Source organism: Chitinimonas lacunae, from assembly GCF_042650885.1.
Classification (GTDB): domain Bacteria; phylum Pseudomonadota; class Gammaproteobacteria; order Burkholderiales; family Chitinimonadaceae; genus Chitinimonas_A; species Chitinimonas_A lacunae.
On the sequence record NZ_JBHSBU010000001.1, the window covers coordinates 2,177,606 to 2,192,688 of the forward strand.

At 61.4% G+C, this 15,083-nt stretch carries 14 protein-coding genes and 1 tRNA gene; 9 read left to right on the top strand and 6 right to left on the bottom strand.

Features of this window, described 5'->3' with window-relative positions; genetic code table 11:
• Positions 1 to 35: 35 nt before the first annotated feature.
• The 4 genes from orn to hslO are packed head-to-tail and all read left to right on the top strand — an operon-like array spanning position 36 to position 2,611.
• Positions 36 to 581: an oligoribonuclease gene (gene orn / locus ACFOW7_RS08885; RefSeq protein ID WP_378163249.1), complete on the top strand. Its 546-nt coding sequence runs from the start codon at positions 36 to 38 to the stop codon at positions 579 to 581.
• Between the two features lie 19 nt (positions 582 to 600).
• Positions 601 to 1,107: a CinA family protein gene (locus ACFOW7_RS08890; protein WP_378163251.1), complete on the top strand. Its 507-nt coding sequence runs from the start codon at positions 601 to 603 to the stop codon at positions 1,105 to 1,107.
• A gap of 24 nt (positions 1,108 to 1,131) precedes the next feature.
• On the top strand, positions 1,132 to 1,710 hold the full coding sequence (locus ACFOW7_RS08895) for an MFS transporter (protein WP_378163253.1): 579 nt from the start codon (positions 1,132 to 1,134) through the stop codon (positions 1,708 to 1,710).
• 25 nt (positions 1,711 to 1,735) lie between these two features.
• The gene (gene hslO, locus ACFOW7_RS08900; RefSeq protein ID WP_378163255.1) at positions 1,736 to 2,611 is read left to right on the top strand and encodes an Hsp33 family molecular chaperone HslO; all 876 of its coding nucleotides are present in this window, start codon (positions 1,736 to 1,738) and stop codon (positions 2,609 to 2,611) included.
• Between the two features lie 494 nt (positions 2,612 to 3,105).
• On the opposite strand, the gene ACFOW7_RS08905 is transcribed toward hslO, so the two are convergent.
• The gene (locus ACFOW7_RS08905) at positions 3,106 to 4,989 is read right to left on the bottom strand and encodes a DUF3857 domain-containing transglutaminase family protein (protein ID WP_378163258.1); all 1,884 of its coding nucleotides are present in this window, start codon (positions 4,987 to 4,989) and stop codon (positions 3,106 to 3,108) included.
• Between the two features lie 287 nt (positions 4,990 to 5,276).
• Here ACFOW7_RS08905 and ACFOW7_RS08910 point away from each other — a divergent pair, with 287 nt between their 5' ends.
• Positions 5,277 to 6,731 carry an exo-alpha-sialidase gene (locus ACFOW7_RS08910; protein ID WP_378163260.1) on the top strand — a complete coding sequence of 485 codons (1,455 nt, stop codon included), beginning with the start codon at positions 5,277 to 5,279 and terminating at the stop codon, positions 6,729 to 6,731.
• A 209-nt stretch (positions 6,732 to 6,940) separates the two neighbouring features.
• Here the strand turns inward: ACFOW7_RS08910 and aspS are convergent, their stop codons facing one another.
• The 3 genes from aspS to ACFOW7_RS08925 form a co-directional block, all read right to left on the bottom strand.
• Positions 6,941 to 8,719: an aspartate--tRNA ligase gene (gene aspS / locus ACFOW7_RS08915; RefSeq protein ID WP_378163262.1), complete on the bottom strand. Its 1,779-nt coding sequence runs from the start codon at positions 8,717 to 8,719 to the stop codon at positions 6,941 to 6,943.
• A gap of 80 nt (positions 8,720 to 8,799) precedes the next feature.
• A complete protein-coding gene (locus tag ACFOW7_RS08920; RefSeq protein WP_378163264.1) occupies positions 8,800 to 9,462 on the bottom strand; it encodes a DUF502 domain-containing protein in 663 nt (220 codons plus the stop codon).
• 14 nt (positions 9,463 to 9,476) lie between these two features.
• A complete protein-coding gene (locus tag ACFOW7_RS08925; protein WP_378163266.1) occupies positions 9,477 to 9,746 on the bottom strand; it encodes an FmdB family zinc ribbon protein in 270 nt (89 codons plus the stop codon).
• 296 nt (positions 9,747 to 10,042) lie between these two features.
• Between ACFOW7_RS08925 and ACFOW7_RS08930 the strand changes: the two genes are divergently transcribed.
• The 3 genes from ACFOW7_RS08930 to ACFOW7_RS08940 all read left to right on the top strand — a co-directional run bounded on the left by ACFOW7_RS08930 (position 10,043) and on the right by ACFOW7_RS08940 (position 12,360).
• The gene (locus ACFOW7_RS08930) at positions 10,043 to 10,723 is read left to right on the top strand and encodes a TetR/AcrR family transcriptional regulator (RefSeq protein ID WP_378163268.1); all 681 of its coding nucleotides are present in this window, start codon (positions 10,043 to 10,045) and stop codon (positions 10,721 to 10,723) included.
• Between the two features lie 60 nt (positions 10,724 to 10,783).
• Positions 10,784 to 11,548: a sulfite exporter TauE/SafE family protein gene (locus ACFOW7_RS08935; protein WP_378163270.1), complete on the top strand. Its 765-nt coding sequence runs from the start codon at positions 10,784 to 10,786 to the stop codon at positions 11,546 to 11,548.
• A 152-nt stretch (positions 11,549 to 11,700) separates the two neighbouring features.
• Positions 11,701 to 12,360 carry a DUF2726 domain-containing protein gene (locus ACFOW7_RS08940; protein WP_378163272.1) on the top strand — a complete coding sequence of 220 codons (660 nt, stop codon included), beginning with the start codon at positions 11,701 to 11,703 and terminating at the stop codon, positions 12,358 to 12,360.
• A gap of 277 nt (positions 12,361 to 12,637) precedes the next feature.
• On the opposite strand, the gene ACFOW7_RS08945 is transcribed toward ACFOW7_RS08940, so the two are convergent.
• Together ACFOW7_RS08945 and ACFOW7_RS08950 are read right to left on the bottom strand one after the other, a co-directional pair.
• Positions 12,638 to 12,713, bottom strand: a tRNA-Thr gene (locus ACFOW7_RS08945).
• A 61-nt stretch (positions 12,714 to 12,774) separates the two neighbouring features.
• The gene (locus ACFOW7_RS08950) at positions 12,775 to 13,797 is read right to left on the bottom strand and encodes a CDP-6-deoxy-delta-3,4-glucoseen reductase (RefSeq protein ID WP_378163274.1); all 1,023 of its coding nucleotides are present in this window, start codon (positions 13,795 to 13,797) and stop codon (positions 12,775 to 12,777) included.
• Between the two features lie 53 nt (positions 13,798 to 13,850).
• Here ACFOW7_RS08950 and ACFOW7_RS08955 point away from each other — a divergent pair, with 53 nt between their 5' ends.
• Complete coding sequence (locus ACFOW7_RS08955; protein ID WP_378163276.1) at positions 13,851 to 14,726, top strand: NAD-dependent epimerase/dehydratase family protein; 876 nt, start codon at positions 13,851 to 13,853, stop codon at positions 14,724 to 14,726.
• Positions 14,727 to 15,083: the final 357 nt, after the last annotated feature.

Here is a 15,083-nt window from a genome sequence, read left to right on the forward strand (position 1 = left end):
GAGAAAATTGCGCCATTTTCAAGGAATCCCCCCCCATGGCACAAGACCAAAACCGCCTTATCTGGCTCGATATGGAAATGACCGGCCTACGACCGGAGCAGGACCGCATCATCGAACTGGCCGTGGTCATCACCGACAACGATCTCAATACCGTGGCCGAAGGTCCGGTGCTGGTGGTCCACCAGCCCGATTCGGTACTCGATAATATGGACGCCTGGAATACCGCCACTCACGGCCGCACCGGCCTGACCGGCCGGGTGCGCGCCTCCACCCTCGACGAGGCAGCCGCCGAGCAGCAGATGCTCGATTTCCTGGCCCAGTATGTGCCCAAGGGCGTCAGCCCGATGTGCGGCAACACCATTCACCAGGACCGCCGTTTCATGGCGCGCTGGATGCCGACGCTTGAAGAATGGTTCCACTACCGCAATCTGGACGTCTCGACCCTCAAGGAACTCGCCAAGCGCTGGAAACCCGAGGTGGCACGCGGCCTGGTCAAGCAGGGCCGTCATGAGGCGCTGGCCGATATCTACGAATCGATCAACGAACTCAAGTATTACCGCGAACATTTTCTCAAGCCCTGACCAGGACCCCGTCATTGCCATGACCGAGCCATCGTTCTCCACCTATCCGCTGGCCGAGCGCCTGGGTCTGGCCCTGGCTGCACGCGGCTGGCGGGTCAGCGCGGCCGAGTCCTGCACCGGCGGCGGCATCGCGGCGGCCATTACCGATATTCCCGGCTCCTCGGCCTGGTTTGACGCCGGTTTCGTCACCTATGCCAATTCGGCCAAGACGGCGCTGCTTGGCGTCGATGCCGCGACCCTGGCCATGCATGGCGCCGTCAGCGAAGCCACGGCACGCGAGATGGCCATGGGCGCCCGTCGGGTGGCGGCAGCCGATCTGGCGGTGGCGGTATCGGGCATCGCCGGCCCCGCTGGCGGCACGCCGGAAAAACCGGTGGGTACGGTCTGTTTTGCCTGGGCCGGTCCTGGCTTTGTCGACAGCGAGCAATGCTGCTTCGAGGGCGACCGTGCCGCCGTGCGGCAGCAGACGGTGCGCCATGCGCTCGAAGGTCTGCTGGCCAGGCTGGAGCGCGATGCCGCGCACTGAACCCCTCTTCTTGGATTTTTCCCGATGACCACCATCGTCGTCGTCCGCAAAGCCGGACAGATCGCCATCGCCGCCGATACCCAGTCGACCTTCGGCGACACCCGTCTGACCGAGGCGCACGACGCCCGGCCCGACAAGATTTTCGCTTCCCACGACGGCTATTTCGCGATTTCGGGCGCAGCGGCCCACGATCTGGTGCTGCAAGGTGCACTGGCGCGCCACAAGACCCTTGATTTCAGCCACCGCCGCGCCATTTTCGAGAGCTTCAGAAAGCTCCATCCCAAATTCAAGGAAGACTATTTCCTGCGTCCCGAGGAAGAGGAAGACGACCCCTACGAATCGAGTCAGATGACCGTGCTGCTGGCCAATCGCCATGGCATCTTCGGTGTCTACTCGATGCGCGAAATCTATGAATACCGCCGCTTCTGGGCCATCGGTTCAGGTCGCGACTTTGCCATCGGCGCGATGCGGGCCGTCTATGACGACCCGGCGCTCGACGCTGCCGCCATTGCCCGCATCGGGGTCGAGACCGGCTGCGAATTCGATGTCAATTCCTCGCTGCCGCTGACCCTGTTCACGCTCGACGCCAGCGAGCCTGCCTAAGCAGCCCCTTACCAGGATCACTCCCATGTCCCAAGATACCCTGCAACGTTTTCTGTTTGATGCAGCACCCGTGCGCGGCGAGATTGTGCGCCTTGACCATACCTGGCGCGAAGTGCTGATCCGGCGCCAATATCCGGTGCCGCTGCAAAAGCTGATGGGCGAACTGCTGGCTGCAGCCTCGCTGCTGTCGGCCATGCTCAAGTTCGACGGCTCGCTGATCATGCAGCTCCACGGCGACGGCGCGGTCAAGCTGATCGTGATCGAGTGCGAAGCCGATATGACCATGCGCGCCACCGCCCGCTGGGATGAAAATGTAGAAATCGAAGATAAGCCGCTACCAGACTTGCTCGGTCATGGCAAATTCGTGATTACTCTTGACCCGCGCGAAGGCGGTCAGGCTTATCAGGGCATCGTCGGCCTGCAAGGCGGCTCGATCGCCGCGATCATCGAGCACTATATGCAGTCGTCGCAGCAGCTCGATACCCGGCTGTGGCTGGCCTGCGATGGCCAGACCAGCGCCGGCCTGATGGTGCAGCGCCTGCCCGCCGGCCACGGCGACCCCGATGGCTGGAACCGCATCAGCCTGCTGGCCGACACCATCACCCCGGCCGAACTGCTGAGCCTCGCCCCGACCGAAGTGCTGCAACGACTGTTCCATGAAGAGACCGTGCGGCTGATGGCCGAGGATCACCCCCATTTCGGTTGCCGCTGCTCGCGTGAGCGGGTGATCAATATGCTGCGGATGATGGGGCTGGAAGAAGTCGAAGCGATCCTGGCCGAGCGCGGCCAGATCGATGTGTCGTGCGAATTCTGCCACCAGGCGTACTGCTTCGACGCAGTCGATGCCGCCCAGGTGTTTGCCAGCGATGCGGTGATCGAAGCACCGACCACGCGGCAGTAGAATAAAAATTCATGCAAACCAATTGCCAATCAGTTTGCTGGTTTCATTGAAAAATAAATATTTCAGCACAAACAAGCAATCGGCATCACCGATAAACCGGTGAGCGGCCTCTCCACTCGGCGTCCTCATTGCGACCTTCCCTGAAGCAACGACGACGCCGATCTTCCATCGACTGATGCGCGCTCAAGACGGCGTCCAAGCCATCAAGAAGACCGAGGCTCAAGCCATCATCATGTCGGCCCGTGAACGCCCATTTAGGCAATCACGATGATGTTCCACAGCGAAGCCAGCGCATTTCCAGCCAGTGCGGAATCAGCGTGTCCAGCCCTCAAAGCGCAGGCATACAGCGCTCCACCAGGCTTGGCGACCATTCCGATCCAGCTCCCGCCTCCTCGCTCACCGAGGCTAGTCTACGAGGCGGATAACCGAGCATTCAGCCAGAAATCCGCCTTCCAGCGAGCACCTCCATGGCCGGGATATTTCCCTCGACTTCGCTAGCGATAGATCACCTGTGCCCGTAGATCACGGGCGATGCCACGGAAGAAATCGGCGTGGCGATTCCATTCATCGGCCGGGCAGATCGGCTCGGGATAGTCGGCCACAAATTCGCGCCGCACCGTCACTTTATTGCCATCGCGCCGATAGCTGGCCAGATAGCGGTAAGGCCCCGATTGCAGGCGCACATCGCGCGGCAGGAACTGGATGTGGCTGCTACGCGGCAGTCGCAGCACGGTGCGCTCGGAGACCTTTTCATTGCTGCAAACGTATTCGGTACGCCGTGGCCCGAGGTCCTTGAGGTAGCCGCCAACCCAGTTGCGGATGGTCAGCGGCGCGTCGAGATTGGGCAGTGCAAAGCCGTAGGGGCCCGGCACCGGCGCCAGTTCGAGCACCTGGCCGCGCAAGGCATAGCTGAAGTCGCGGTCGAGCCGGTAGGGGTCGCCCAGATCGACCAGTTGGCCGCTGCCGTTGAGGCCGGAGCGGTTCATCCAGTCGCCGGTGAAATCCTGCCGGGTTCGGGGCTGGATGGTGGCAAAACCGCTGCGCAGGCCCTGGGCGCTCGGTCCTGCCACAGTGAAGCGGACCGAGATAGCGGCGTTGCCATCGCGCTGGAGCACGATTTCGGCATCACGGCTGACGGCACTGCCAAGCGGCCCGCGATGGGGAATGCGCTTGATCTCGCCGCTATTGACCAGCAGGGCCGGCTTACCGGTTTCAGTCAGCGGCAGCGTGCCGTAGGGGACGAAGGTCGCGGTCGAATCGAGCCACAGATCGAACTCGGGGATATAGGTGATGATGTGATCAAAGCTCAGGAAAGCCACCTTGGGCAGCCGATACAGCCGCCCTGAACCATCGACCAGCGCCCCGGTGCTGGCAATGCCCTTGGCGGCAAGCAGTGCCTCCAGCAGCACCACATGGCCCTTGCAATCGCCGTAGCGCTGGCTCAGCACCTGTTCGGCGCTCATCGGCACCACACCGCCTGCGCCGACATAGATCGCCACATAGCGGATATTGCGGCTGACCCATTCATAGAGCTTGAACGCCTGCTGGCGCCGGTCGCTGATGCCTTGGGTGACTTCGTCGGCCAGTTTCTGGATTTCCGGGGTAATCCGGCTCTTGTCGGCCGAGCGCTTGTGAAAGGCGGTGGCCAGGTCGGCGTAGTCGCGGAAGCTCGATATCAGCAGACGCGGCCCGCTCAGCAGCGGCGACAGCTCGCCGGCCTCCTGGGCGATACGGGTCTGGTTGCGGTAGCGCCAGACGTGGATGCGCTGATTGCCCTGTTCGCGCACCGGCTCGGCTTCCATGGCCTCCACCTCGATATTGAGCGGCCAATCCTTGGGCGCGCGCAGTTCATAGCGGTAGTCATCCACCAGCACATCGCGGCTGTAGGTATCGAGTTCACTGAATTGGCCCGGGAACAGCGGGGTATGGACCCGTTGGCGGGTGCGGCGGTGGAGGATGTCACCGACTTGCAGATCGGGATAGACCAGCAGCTTGAAGCGATCCTGGGTCAGCATCGGCGCCAGCAGGCCGGAGTTCTGCGAGCGGTCGAATAGCCCGGTTTTCAGATCGACATCGACGCGGCGGCCATCGGGCTTTTCCACCCAGGCTTCCAGCACTTCGAGTTCGTTGAGGTCGGGGTTGTAGTTCATGGCCATCTGGCCAAGCCGCCGCGTTCCTTCCTCGCTGACCAGTTTGAGCGCCAGCATCCGATCGGCGCTGTAGCGGCCGTCGCGTTCGACCTCGACCACGGTATGGTTCTTCAGTACCCGCACCCAGGTATTGTCCGCATCGGCCGCCCCGACCAGGGCAGCCGCCAGACCGGCCAGCGTCAGCCGCAGCAGCACACCGGTCGCACAGAGCAAGCGTTGGATCGACATCGTTTTCCTTTCCCGATCTGTGGCAAGGCAGTGGATAAAACTGGCATCGCCATGAGAAGCAAACTGAGCATTCAGCCTGAGAAATTTATTTTCTTATGAATACCAAACTGGTCCTTGCAGATATTTTTCTCATTATTTTAATAACAGCCATCCAGTGCTCCGTTCTCTCCCTGCGCCCCCAAGCGGCAGGGTCAGAGCGAACCAGAATTAGAGCATGAGCCATTGAGGCTGGCAGCGTTTCGGGAAAAAAGCTATCCAGATAACACCCCTACCGTCCGGAGCCCGCCATGTTCCGCCTGCTGCGTCTGTTCGCGTTTTGCCTGCTGACTTGCTATGCCACCGCCCACGCCGCGCTCAGCGGCATCTGGCGTGATGCCAATGAACGCTACTGGCTGCTGGCCCAACCGGTGGGCGAGAGCACGGTGTATGGCCTGCAACTGAGCACCGATCTGACCAGTGCCAGTATCTGGCTTGGCAGCACCACCAGCAATGGACTGCGACTTGCGAACCTGGTCGAACCCGGCCTGACGCTCGAAGCCGTGCTGAGCGAGAGTCAGTTGTCGGGCACGCTGGCCGGTGCGGCCTTTAGCGGCCGTCAGCTATTTGCCCAGCAAGGCCATATCGTCGATGGGCTGTGGCAGACCACGGACGGCGGCTATCAGCTGGTGATGAATCTGGCCAGCGGCAACGGTCGCATCGGGCTGGTGCTGAGTCTGACGCCCAAGGATGGGCGCTTTGAGCACGATGTGTTTCTTGGGGCGGAAACCAGCGAGCGCTTCGATGGCCTGTCGCTGCGCGATAGCCGGCGCAGTTTGCAGATACAGTTTGCCGGCCGCCAGGCAACGTTCAACGGAAACAGCGGCAGCCGCTTGCGCCGGCTGGCGGTCGCCTCCGACTTCACCCCGCCGCTAGGCAAGGTGGTGATCGAGGGCGAGGGACCATGGGATAAGCGCCTGTTGTCGGCCCGCTCGAGCGATGGCGGCGTCAGCTTTGTGCGCGATGGCGTGGTGCTGTCGGATCAGGCCAATGTGCCCGATCTGCTGCTCGACGACGAAGGCCGATTGTTTGCCTTCTATACCGGCTGGACCGTGGGGCGTCTGCAAAACACCAATGCGGTGATGGTGTCGGACGATTGGGGCCGGACCTGGGCCTTCAAATACCTCAAGCGTATCGGCGCCGAAACGGTATTCAATTTTGTCGATCCCGATGTGGTCAAACTGGCCGGTGGTGGCTATCGGATGTACTACACCGGCAACCTCCACGGCACCACGGCCGATGCACGGCGAATCCGCATCTTCTATGCCGACAGTCCCGACGGCATCCACTGGACCCAGGGCGGCATCGCTTATGAAGACAGCAGCCGCGATATTCGTGACTCGACCACCGCGCTGATCGGCAATACCTGGCATATGTATGTGCTCGAAGGCGATCACGCCGTCTCAAGCGACGGCAAGACCTTCACCAAGCAAGGCATGGCCTCGGTCACGGCCGATGGCAAGCCCTATGTGCTATCGAACGAGCTGACGGCGGGCAGCCAGTGGCGCTACTACGGCTTTCAGCTTGCCAATCGTGACATCCGCTCGTTCCTGACCAGCGACGGCGTCAGCTTCACGGCCGAGAGCGGGACGCGGCTGCGCTGGGAAAGCAGCCACAGCAGTGAGGGAAGCTATATCAAGGACCCGGCGCTACAGCGTCTGCCGGATGGGACGGTATTGATGCTCTACGTGAGCGTTATTCCTTAGTTGGAGGAAATGAATATTTCCAGCATAGTTGGTGTCAATAACAAATCTGGAAATAAAAGGAAATCATATAAAAGTGCCAAAACCCTATCATCCTGGAGAGCATTGGCCGCAACGCCGTGTTACTCCTCCTCTCCCCGAGGCACAGAATCGACCCCATGAAACGACAACGGGACGCCGCAGCGTCCCGTTGAGTCAGACAGCACAGACGATCAATCGACCTTGATCGGGTTGCGCAGCTTGATATGGAGTTCGCGCAACTGGCGCTCGTCCACCAGGTTCGGTGCCTGGGTCAGCATGCACTGGGCACGCTGGGTCTTGGGGAAGGCGATCACGTCGCGGATCGACTCGGCACCGGTCATCAGCATCACCAGACGGTCGAGACCGAAGGCCAGGCCGCCGTGGGGCGGTGCGCCGTACTGGAGGTTTTCCAGCAGGAAGCCGAACTTGTTCTGGGCTTCTTCGGGCGAAATGCCCAGTGCATCGAACACGGTCGACTGCATATCGGCGCGGTGGATACGTACCGAACCACCACCGATTTCCACCCCGTTCAGCACCATATCGTAGGCGCGTGCGCGGCACTTGCCCGGATCGGTCTTGAGCAGCTCGATATGCTCGACCTTGGGACTGGTGAACGGATGGTGGCAGGCGACCCAGCGCTTGCCTTCATCGTCGTATTCGAACATCGGGAAGTCGACCACCCACAGCGGCTTCCACTGGCCTTCGGCATGGCCCTTCTCATGGCCGATCTTGATGCGCAGTGCACCGATGGCGTCGTTGACCACCTTGGCGCGGTCGGCGCCGAAGAAGATCAGGTCGCCGTTCTGGGCACCGGTACGCTCGATCACGGCCTTCAGTGCCGCTTCGGTCAGGTTCTTGACGATCGGCGATTGCAGACCTTCTTCGTTGATCTGGCTGACATCGTTGACCTTGATATAGGCCAGACCCTTGGCGCCGTAGATCGCCACGAATTGGGTATAGGCATCGATTTCCGAACGGCTGAGGCTGGCACCGCCCGGCACGCGCAGACCGACCACCCGGCCATCGGCCATATTGGCCGCGCCCGAGAACACCTTGAAGGGCACATCCTTCATCACATCGGTGAGTTCGGTGAATTCGAGCTTGACGCGCAGATCGGGCTTATCGGAACCGTAGCGGAACATCGCCTCGTCGTAGCTCATGCGCGGGAATTTGCCGAGATCGACGCCGATCGCTTCCTTGAAGACGTGGAGCGCCATGTCTTCCATGATATTCATGATCTCTTCTTCGCCGAGGAAGGAGGTCTCGATATCGATCTGGGTGAATTCGGGCTGACGATCGGCGCGCAGGTCCTCGTCGCGGAAGCACTTGGTAATCTGGTAGTAGCGGTCGAAGCCGGCCACCATCAGAAGCTGCTTGAACAGCTGGGGCGACTGCGGCAGGGCGAAGAAGTGGCCGTCGTGCACCCGGCTCGGCACCAGATAGTCGCGGGCGCCTTCGGGGGTCGAACGGGTCAGCATCGGGGTCTCGATATCGATGAAACCACGGCTGTCGAGGAAGTTTCGGGTCAGCAGCGCCACCTTGTAGCGCAGCATCAGGTTCTTTTGCATCTGCGGACGACGCAGATCGAGCACGCGGTGTTGCAGACGGGTGGTTTCCGACAGGTTGTCGTCGTCCATCTGGAACGGCGGGGTGGCCGAGGCGTTCAGCACCACGATTTCCTTGGCCAGCAGCTCGATCTCGCCCGAGCGCAGATCGGCGTTGACCGTGCCTTCGGGACGGGCACGCACGATGCCGGTGATTTGCAGCACATATTCGCTGCGGACCGAATCGGCGATGGCAAAGGCGTCCTTGGTGTCGTTATCGACCACCACCTGAAGCAGACCTTCGCGGTCGCGCAGGTCGATGAAGATCACGCCGCCGTGGTCACGACGACGATGGGCCCAGCCTTGCACGGTGACGGTCTGGGAGAGATAGCGCTTGTCGATCAAGCCGCAGTAATCGGTACGCATTGCGAATGTCCCTCGTTGGGATGGCGTTATTCAGTGGAAATCGGAAGGAAAAAACGGGTTGGGCTAAGCCGGGTGGCGGCTTAGCCCATCTGATTTCGGTCGTTCTTGCTGGCTGCCGCAGCGGCTGCGGCGATGGCTGCCGGCCGGGGCCCGGGGGCGACGACCCCCATGGAGATCACATATTTGAGCGCTTCATCGACGCTCATGTCCAACTCCACCGTGCTCGCGCGCGGCACCACGATGAAATAGCCGGAAGTGGGGTTGGGCGTGGTCGGTACGTAGACCGAGACATATTCGCCGTCGAGATGGCGTGCCAGCTCAGGGGCCGGGTTACCGGTGAGGAAGGCGACGGTCCAGGAATCGGGATGCGGATAGCGCACCAGCAGCGCTTTACGGAACGCCTGGCCTGAATCGGACAGTACCGTATCGGAAACCTGCTTGACGCTGCCGTAGATCGATTTCACCACCGGGATGCGGTGCAGCAGGTCTTCCCAGAAGCGCAACAGGCGCTGACCCAGGATATTGGCGGCAAACAGGCCGGTGCTGAGCACCGTGGCCACCACCAGGATCACGCCAAGGCCAGGAATATGAAAGCCGATCAGATCGATCGGCCTGCTGCCTTGCGGCAGCAGGTTGAGCAGACTATCCATGGCCCCGACCAGGGTGCTGATCACCCACAGGGTGATGCCCAGCGGCACCCAGATCAGCAGGCCGGTAACAAAATAACGTCGGATCAGGAGCATCAAGCGGCTCGTCTTCAGGCGCAGCTACCGCAGCCGCCGGTGCCACAGGCGTGGGCCGGGGCTTCGGACTTGCTCTCGGTCGGTGCAGGGCTGCTGCTCGAGCCGCCTTTGAAATCGGTGGCATACCAGCCCGAACCCTTGAGCTGGAAGCCCGCGGCCGACAACTGCTTGCTGAACGCTTCGGCGTGGCAATGCGGGCAGTTGGTCAGTGGAGCGTCGGAGATCTTCTGCAATACATCGGCACGATGGCCGCAGGCCGAGCAATGATATTCGTAGATCGGCATGATGGAACTCCTGCGTCAAAGAGGCGGACCGAGGGTCGCGCGCTGGTTTCACACGTTCAAAGCTGTCCATTATAACAGGGTGGCACGGCGCTTTGCTTGGCGTAAGATGACGGCTGTGACAACGCGTTTCAAGTCCTTATCGGATAACAGAAGCGCCGCGATCACGGAGGAGGGATGGGTAACAAACTGGTTGTTGACCCGAGTCTGTGTGAAAGTTACCCTTGATTTTCTAATAACTTAGAAAAAACACACGGACAAACAAGAAGGTAGATAAGAAAGTGGTTTCAGAAGCAGTGATGATCGAGCCTGTTGAAGAGGTGGTGGAACCCCGGCGTCGCAAGATTCGGCCCAAAGGAGAGCGCTCCCGCCAAGCCATTCTGGACGCCACCCTGGTCGTGATAGCCAAGCGCGGCCTCCATAGCGTCACACACCGGGCCATCGCGGCCCAGGCCAATGTGCCGCTATCGCTCACTACCTATTTCTTTAAGAACCTGAACGACCTCATTGGCCAGGCGTTCGATTACTTTGCCGAGCGCGCCCAATCCGACAACAGTCGGATGCTGCTGGAAATCGCCGACTACGTTGGCGGCATCCTGCCCGATACGCTCAGCAGGATGGAAAACCGGATCGCCATTCGCGACGAACTCGCAAACCGGCTGACCGATTTCATCGTCTTCATGGCTGTCGAACACTCAATCGGTGTGGCAGTGGAAGTCAACTTCCTCTACCTCTACCGACTTGAGCCCGAACTACGACAGAAGGTCGTCGCCTACCGCGATGCCATGACGGCCAGCATCGCAGCCTTGATCCGACCGCTCGCCCCCGATCCGGAAAGCGCCGATGTAGACGCTGCCCTGATTCTGGGTCTGGTTCACCGGTTGGAATTCGAGTGCATGAACCATCCGGAAAAGTTGCCGCGCGACCAGGTTTACGCGGAAGTTTCGCGTCAAGTCGGATATATTCTTGCGCTACGGTAAACTTGCCCGCCTGGGATATCGACGCCTCCCCCTCGGGAGGCGTTTTTCATTGCAAGCGCCATGACACTCGACCTGCTTTCCCTGATCGGCATCGCCTTCACTGCCGGCCTGATCGATGCCGCCGTCGGCGGTGGCGGACTGATCCAGCTTCCCGGCCTGTTCGCCACCCTGCCCCAGCACGCGCCGGCCACGCTGTTTGGCACCAATAAGTTCTCTTCGCTGTTCGGCACCGTGGTTGCCGCCTGGCGCTACGGCCGCCAGATCGATATGGCCTGGAAGCTGGTGCTGCCGGCCGCGGCTACCGCCTTCGTCTTCTCCTTTCTGGGCGCCTCGGTTGTCAGCCATATCCCCAAGGATGCGATGCGGCCGCTGGTGCTGATTCTTTTACTGCTGATGCTGGGCTATACGCTGTGGAAGAAGGATTTCGGCGCTCTGCACCGTCCAAGCACGCTGGGCCGGCGCGAGCTGGTCATCGCTTTGCTGATCGGCGGCGCGATCGGCTTCTATGACGGCTTTTTCGGGCCGGGCACCGGCAGCTTCTTGATCTTTCTGTTTATCCGCTGCTTCGGCTTTGACTTCCTGCGCGCCTCGGCCGCTGCCAAGGTAGTCAATGTCGCTACCAACTGCGCGGCGCTGGCCTTCTTTATTCCGACCGGCCAGGTGCTGTACGGCTTTGCCGTGCCGATGGCCGCCGCCAATATCGTCGGCAGCCTGGTCGGCGCCCGGCTCGCCATGCAGGGTGGGGCGCGGCTGGTGCGGATTCTGTTCGTCCTGCTGGTCAGCGCGCTGATTGCCAAGATGGCCTACGACATGGGCTTTGCCTAAGTTCGACCCACTGGCCCCCTGGCGACATAAATCAAATATCCAGCCAACCGTCTGCAAGACTAGTTGCACCGTATATCCATAAAGTACAATAACAAGACTTTTATATAACAACGCCGGCGCCCGGTTCGGAACGCTGGCGTCAATGATTTCCTATGCCGACTGCCATCCTGTTATCGCTCAGCCTGGTGCTGGCCCCCGCTCCCGCTCTGGCCGAGCACTCGCTGACCCCTCTCACCACCCTCGTCTCCCCCACGTCTCCGCCCGCGGCCTCGCGCGCCCTGCCCTGCAAGACTTCGATCTCCACAGAACCCGCCCCGGTTGTTCAGGACAGTTGGATTGCCCGACTCAAATCAAGCTGGCTGGGCATCGTGCTGGTATTGCTGCTGCTGGGCAGCGCCGTATTGCTGCTGCGGTATATGGCGCAGCGACGCGAACCGTTCCTGACCCAGCGCCCTTTGCTGACGGCGCGCGAACAGAAGATGTACTGGCGAATTCAGGAAGCGCTGGCGGGTCAGTATGTGATTCTGGCCCAGGTGGCTTTCAGTCAGATGGTGCAAGCCAAGGGCGGCACGGCCAAGGAGCGTTTCGCCCTGTTTGCCCGGGTACGGCAGAAGGTCGCCGACTATGTGATTTGCCGCAGCGACTTTTCGATCGTTGCGGTGATCGAACTCGACGACAGCAGCCACGACCATAAGCTCGACAAGGATGCCGAACGCGACGCCTGCCTGCGCGAAGCCGGGATCCCGACCCTGCGTTGGCGCAGCCTGCCCAGCGCGGCCGAAATTGCCAAACAGGTGAAGGCGCTTGATTGAGGAGGCAGATATAGCAACGAGGACTGTGGAGGGATGAGGTTGGAGCGGTTGAATAAGCGCTCCCGCTCCGCCTCACCTCTCGTCAAAAGCGCCCTGACTTGTACAGGCAAGGAAGCCATTACCGGGCTTGCCGAAGTTGGCGGAATGAGCGTCGATTGAGAGGGTACAGCGCCATGCCCGCCTGTCAGCCGACCCTCTGCTTGAGTGCACCGCGATGACAGACTTCCGGTACAGACAAAACAAAGCCCGCCAGAAGGCGGGCTAGGTCATTGATTCTTGGTGCCGGCGATCCGAATCGAACGGACGACCTGCTGATTACAAGGCAGCTGCTCTACCGACTGAGCTACACCGGCGAAGGTGCGGGATTATACAAGCATCTGCTTGTCTTGCCACCCCCTACAGCAATTTTCTTACCTAGGCCTTGCCGACATCCTTCGAGGTGAAGAAGGCGTCGGAATAGAAGGCTTCGCTGGGCAGGCCACGGCCGGTGAAGGTGCCGTGGGCGGCTTCGACCATCACCGGGGCGCCGCAGGCGTAGACCTCGTAGCCCGACAGGTCGGCAAAGTCATGCAGCACGGCTTCGTGTACCAGACCGGTGCGGCCTTGCCACTGGTCTTCGGGCTTGGGTTCGGACAGCACCGGGATAAAGGTGAAGTTCGGATTCTCCTGCTGCCACTGCGACGGCAACTGCGGCATATACAGATCGCCCAGGCTGCGGCAGCCCCAGTACAGCACCATCTCGCGCTGGATACCCTTCTTCAGTGCATGCTCGACGATGCTCTTGATCGGCGCAAAACCCGTGCCGCTGGCCAGGAAGATGATCGGCTTATCGCTGTCTTCGCGCAGGAAAAACGAACCCAGCGGGCCGGTGAAGCGCAGGATCTCGCGCTCGCGCATCTGGTGGTAGACGTATTCGGAAAACGCCCCACCCGGCACCAGCCGGACATGCAGTTGCAGGAAATCCTCCTGATGCGGCGGGTTGGCCAGCGAGAAACTGCGCTTCTTGCCGTCCTTGGTATGGATATCGATATATTGGCCAGCCAGGAAATGCAGCCGCTCATTGGTCGGCAGCTTGAGCGACAGGACCGCCACATCGTGCGATACCCGGTCGATCTTCTCGACCCGGCAGGGCATGGTGCGGATCTGGATATCCTTGGTCGCGGTGATTTCACGGCATTCGATGGTGACATCGCCTTCGGGTTCGGCGCAGCAGAACAGGGCCAGGCCCGAAGCCATTTCGGTCATATTGAGCGCGGAGGTCGAATGCTCGCGATGCTTGACCGAGCCTTCCAGCACCTTGCCTTTGCAAGCGCCACAGGCGCCGTTGCGGCAGCCGTAGGGCATATTGAAACCGGCGCGCAAGGCGGCGTCGAGCAAGGTTTCACCGGCTTCGACGGCGATTTCCTGATGGCTCGGTTCGATGGTGAGCTTGGACATGCGGAATTTCCTGCTGCTGGCGATAAACGGCGCGGCCGAACTAGAATCGCGCCATGCAAAGACTATTGATCGTGGGGTGCGGCGACGTGATGCGTCGGGCGCTGCCCTGGCTATGCCGCCGGTTTCGGGTCTATGCGCTTGCGCGCTCGGCTGAACAGGCGGCGATTCTGCGCAGTCTCGGTGCGATCCCGCTGCAAGGCGACCTCGATCGAGCCACCAGTCTCAGGCGTCTTGCCGGGCTGGCTCATCGGGTGATCCACAGCGCTCCGCCTGCCGCAAGCGGCAATGACGACCCGCGTACCCGCCGCCTGCTGGCGGCGCTGGCGCGCGGCGCGATTCTACCACGCACACTCGTCTATATCAGTACCACAGGCGTCTACGGTAACAGTGCCGGCGCCTGGATCGACGAAAGCGCCCCACTTCGCCCCGAATCCCCCCGAGCCCTGCGCCGCGTGGCCGCTGAACAGCGTTTGCGCCAGTTCGGCCGCCGTCACCGCTGCCGCGTCGCGCTGCTGCGCGCGCCCGGGATCTATGCCGAGGAAAGACTGCCCTTGGCCCGTCTGCGCGCCGGAACGCCGGCGCTGATCGAGGCCGATGACGGTTACAGCAACCATATCCACGCCGACGATCTGGCCCGGGCGGCCTGCCTTGCCCTGTTCCGTGGCCGCGGTGGCCGGGCGTTCAATATCGTCGATGACAGCCGCTGGAAAATGGGCGAGTGGTTCGACCAGGTCGCCGATGCCGCCGGATTGCCGCATCCACCCCGCCTGCCGCGCGAAGCGGCACAACAGGCGGTCGATCCGGCGCTATGGTCCTTTATGCGCGAATCGCGCCGCCTGCGAAATGGTCGAATGAAGCGGGAATTGAAGCTGCGGCTTGCCCACCCTACCCCCACCGCCACGCTGCAACGGCTACGCGCAGCCCGCTGAAGCGGACTTCAACCAACATGGCATCGGGCCCGGAGATCGTGAAGACAGCGCTCAACTCAGCGTCCAGGCCGCCATCCTCCAGACCCAAAACGCATAAGCCACCAGGGTCTCCACTGTCCTCTTCCGGACCGCTGGAGACCGCAGTGCATCACACCACCTCCGCGAGTCAGGCTGAGGTGGCCGGTCAAATCCGAGCCAAGCGCAGAGACGATCAAATCGAGAGGCCGGCTCTGCTACCTCGCCTCATCGAGCACCCCGGTATCCGAATCGACCAATCGGTAGGGTGCCGTCAGAGCATTGCCAGCCCATTCGGCGTCAGCGTGTCCGGACCGCAACGCCCAGGCACGTCACAATCAA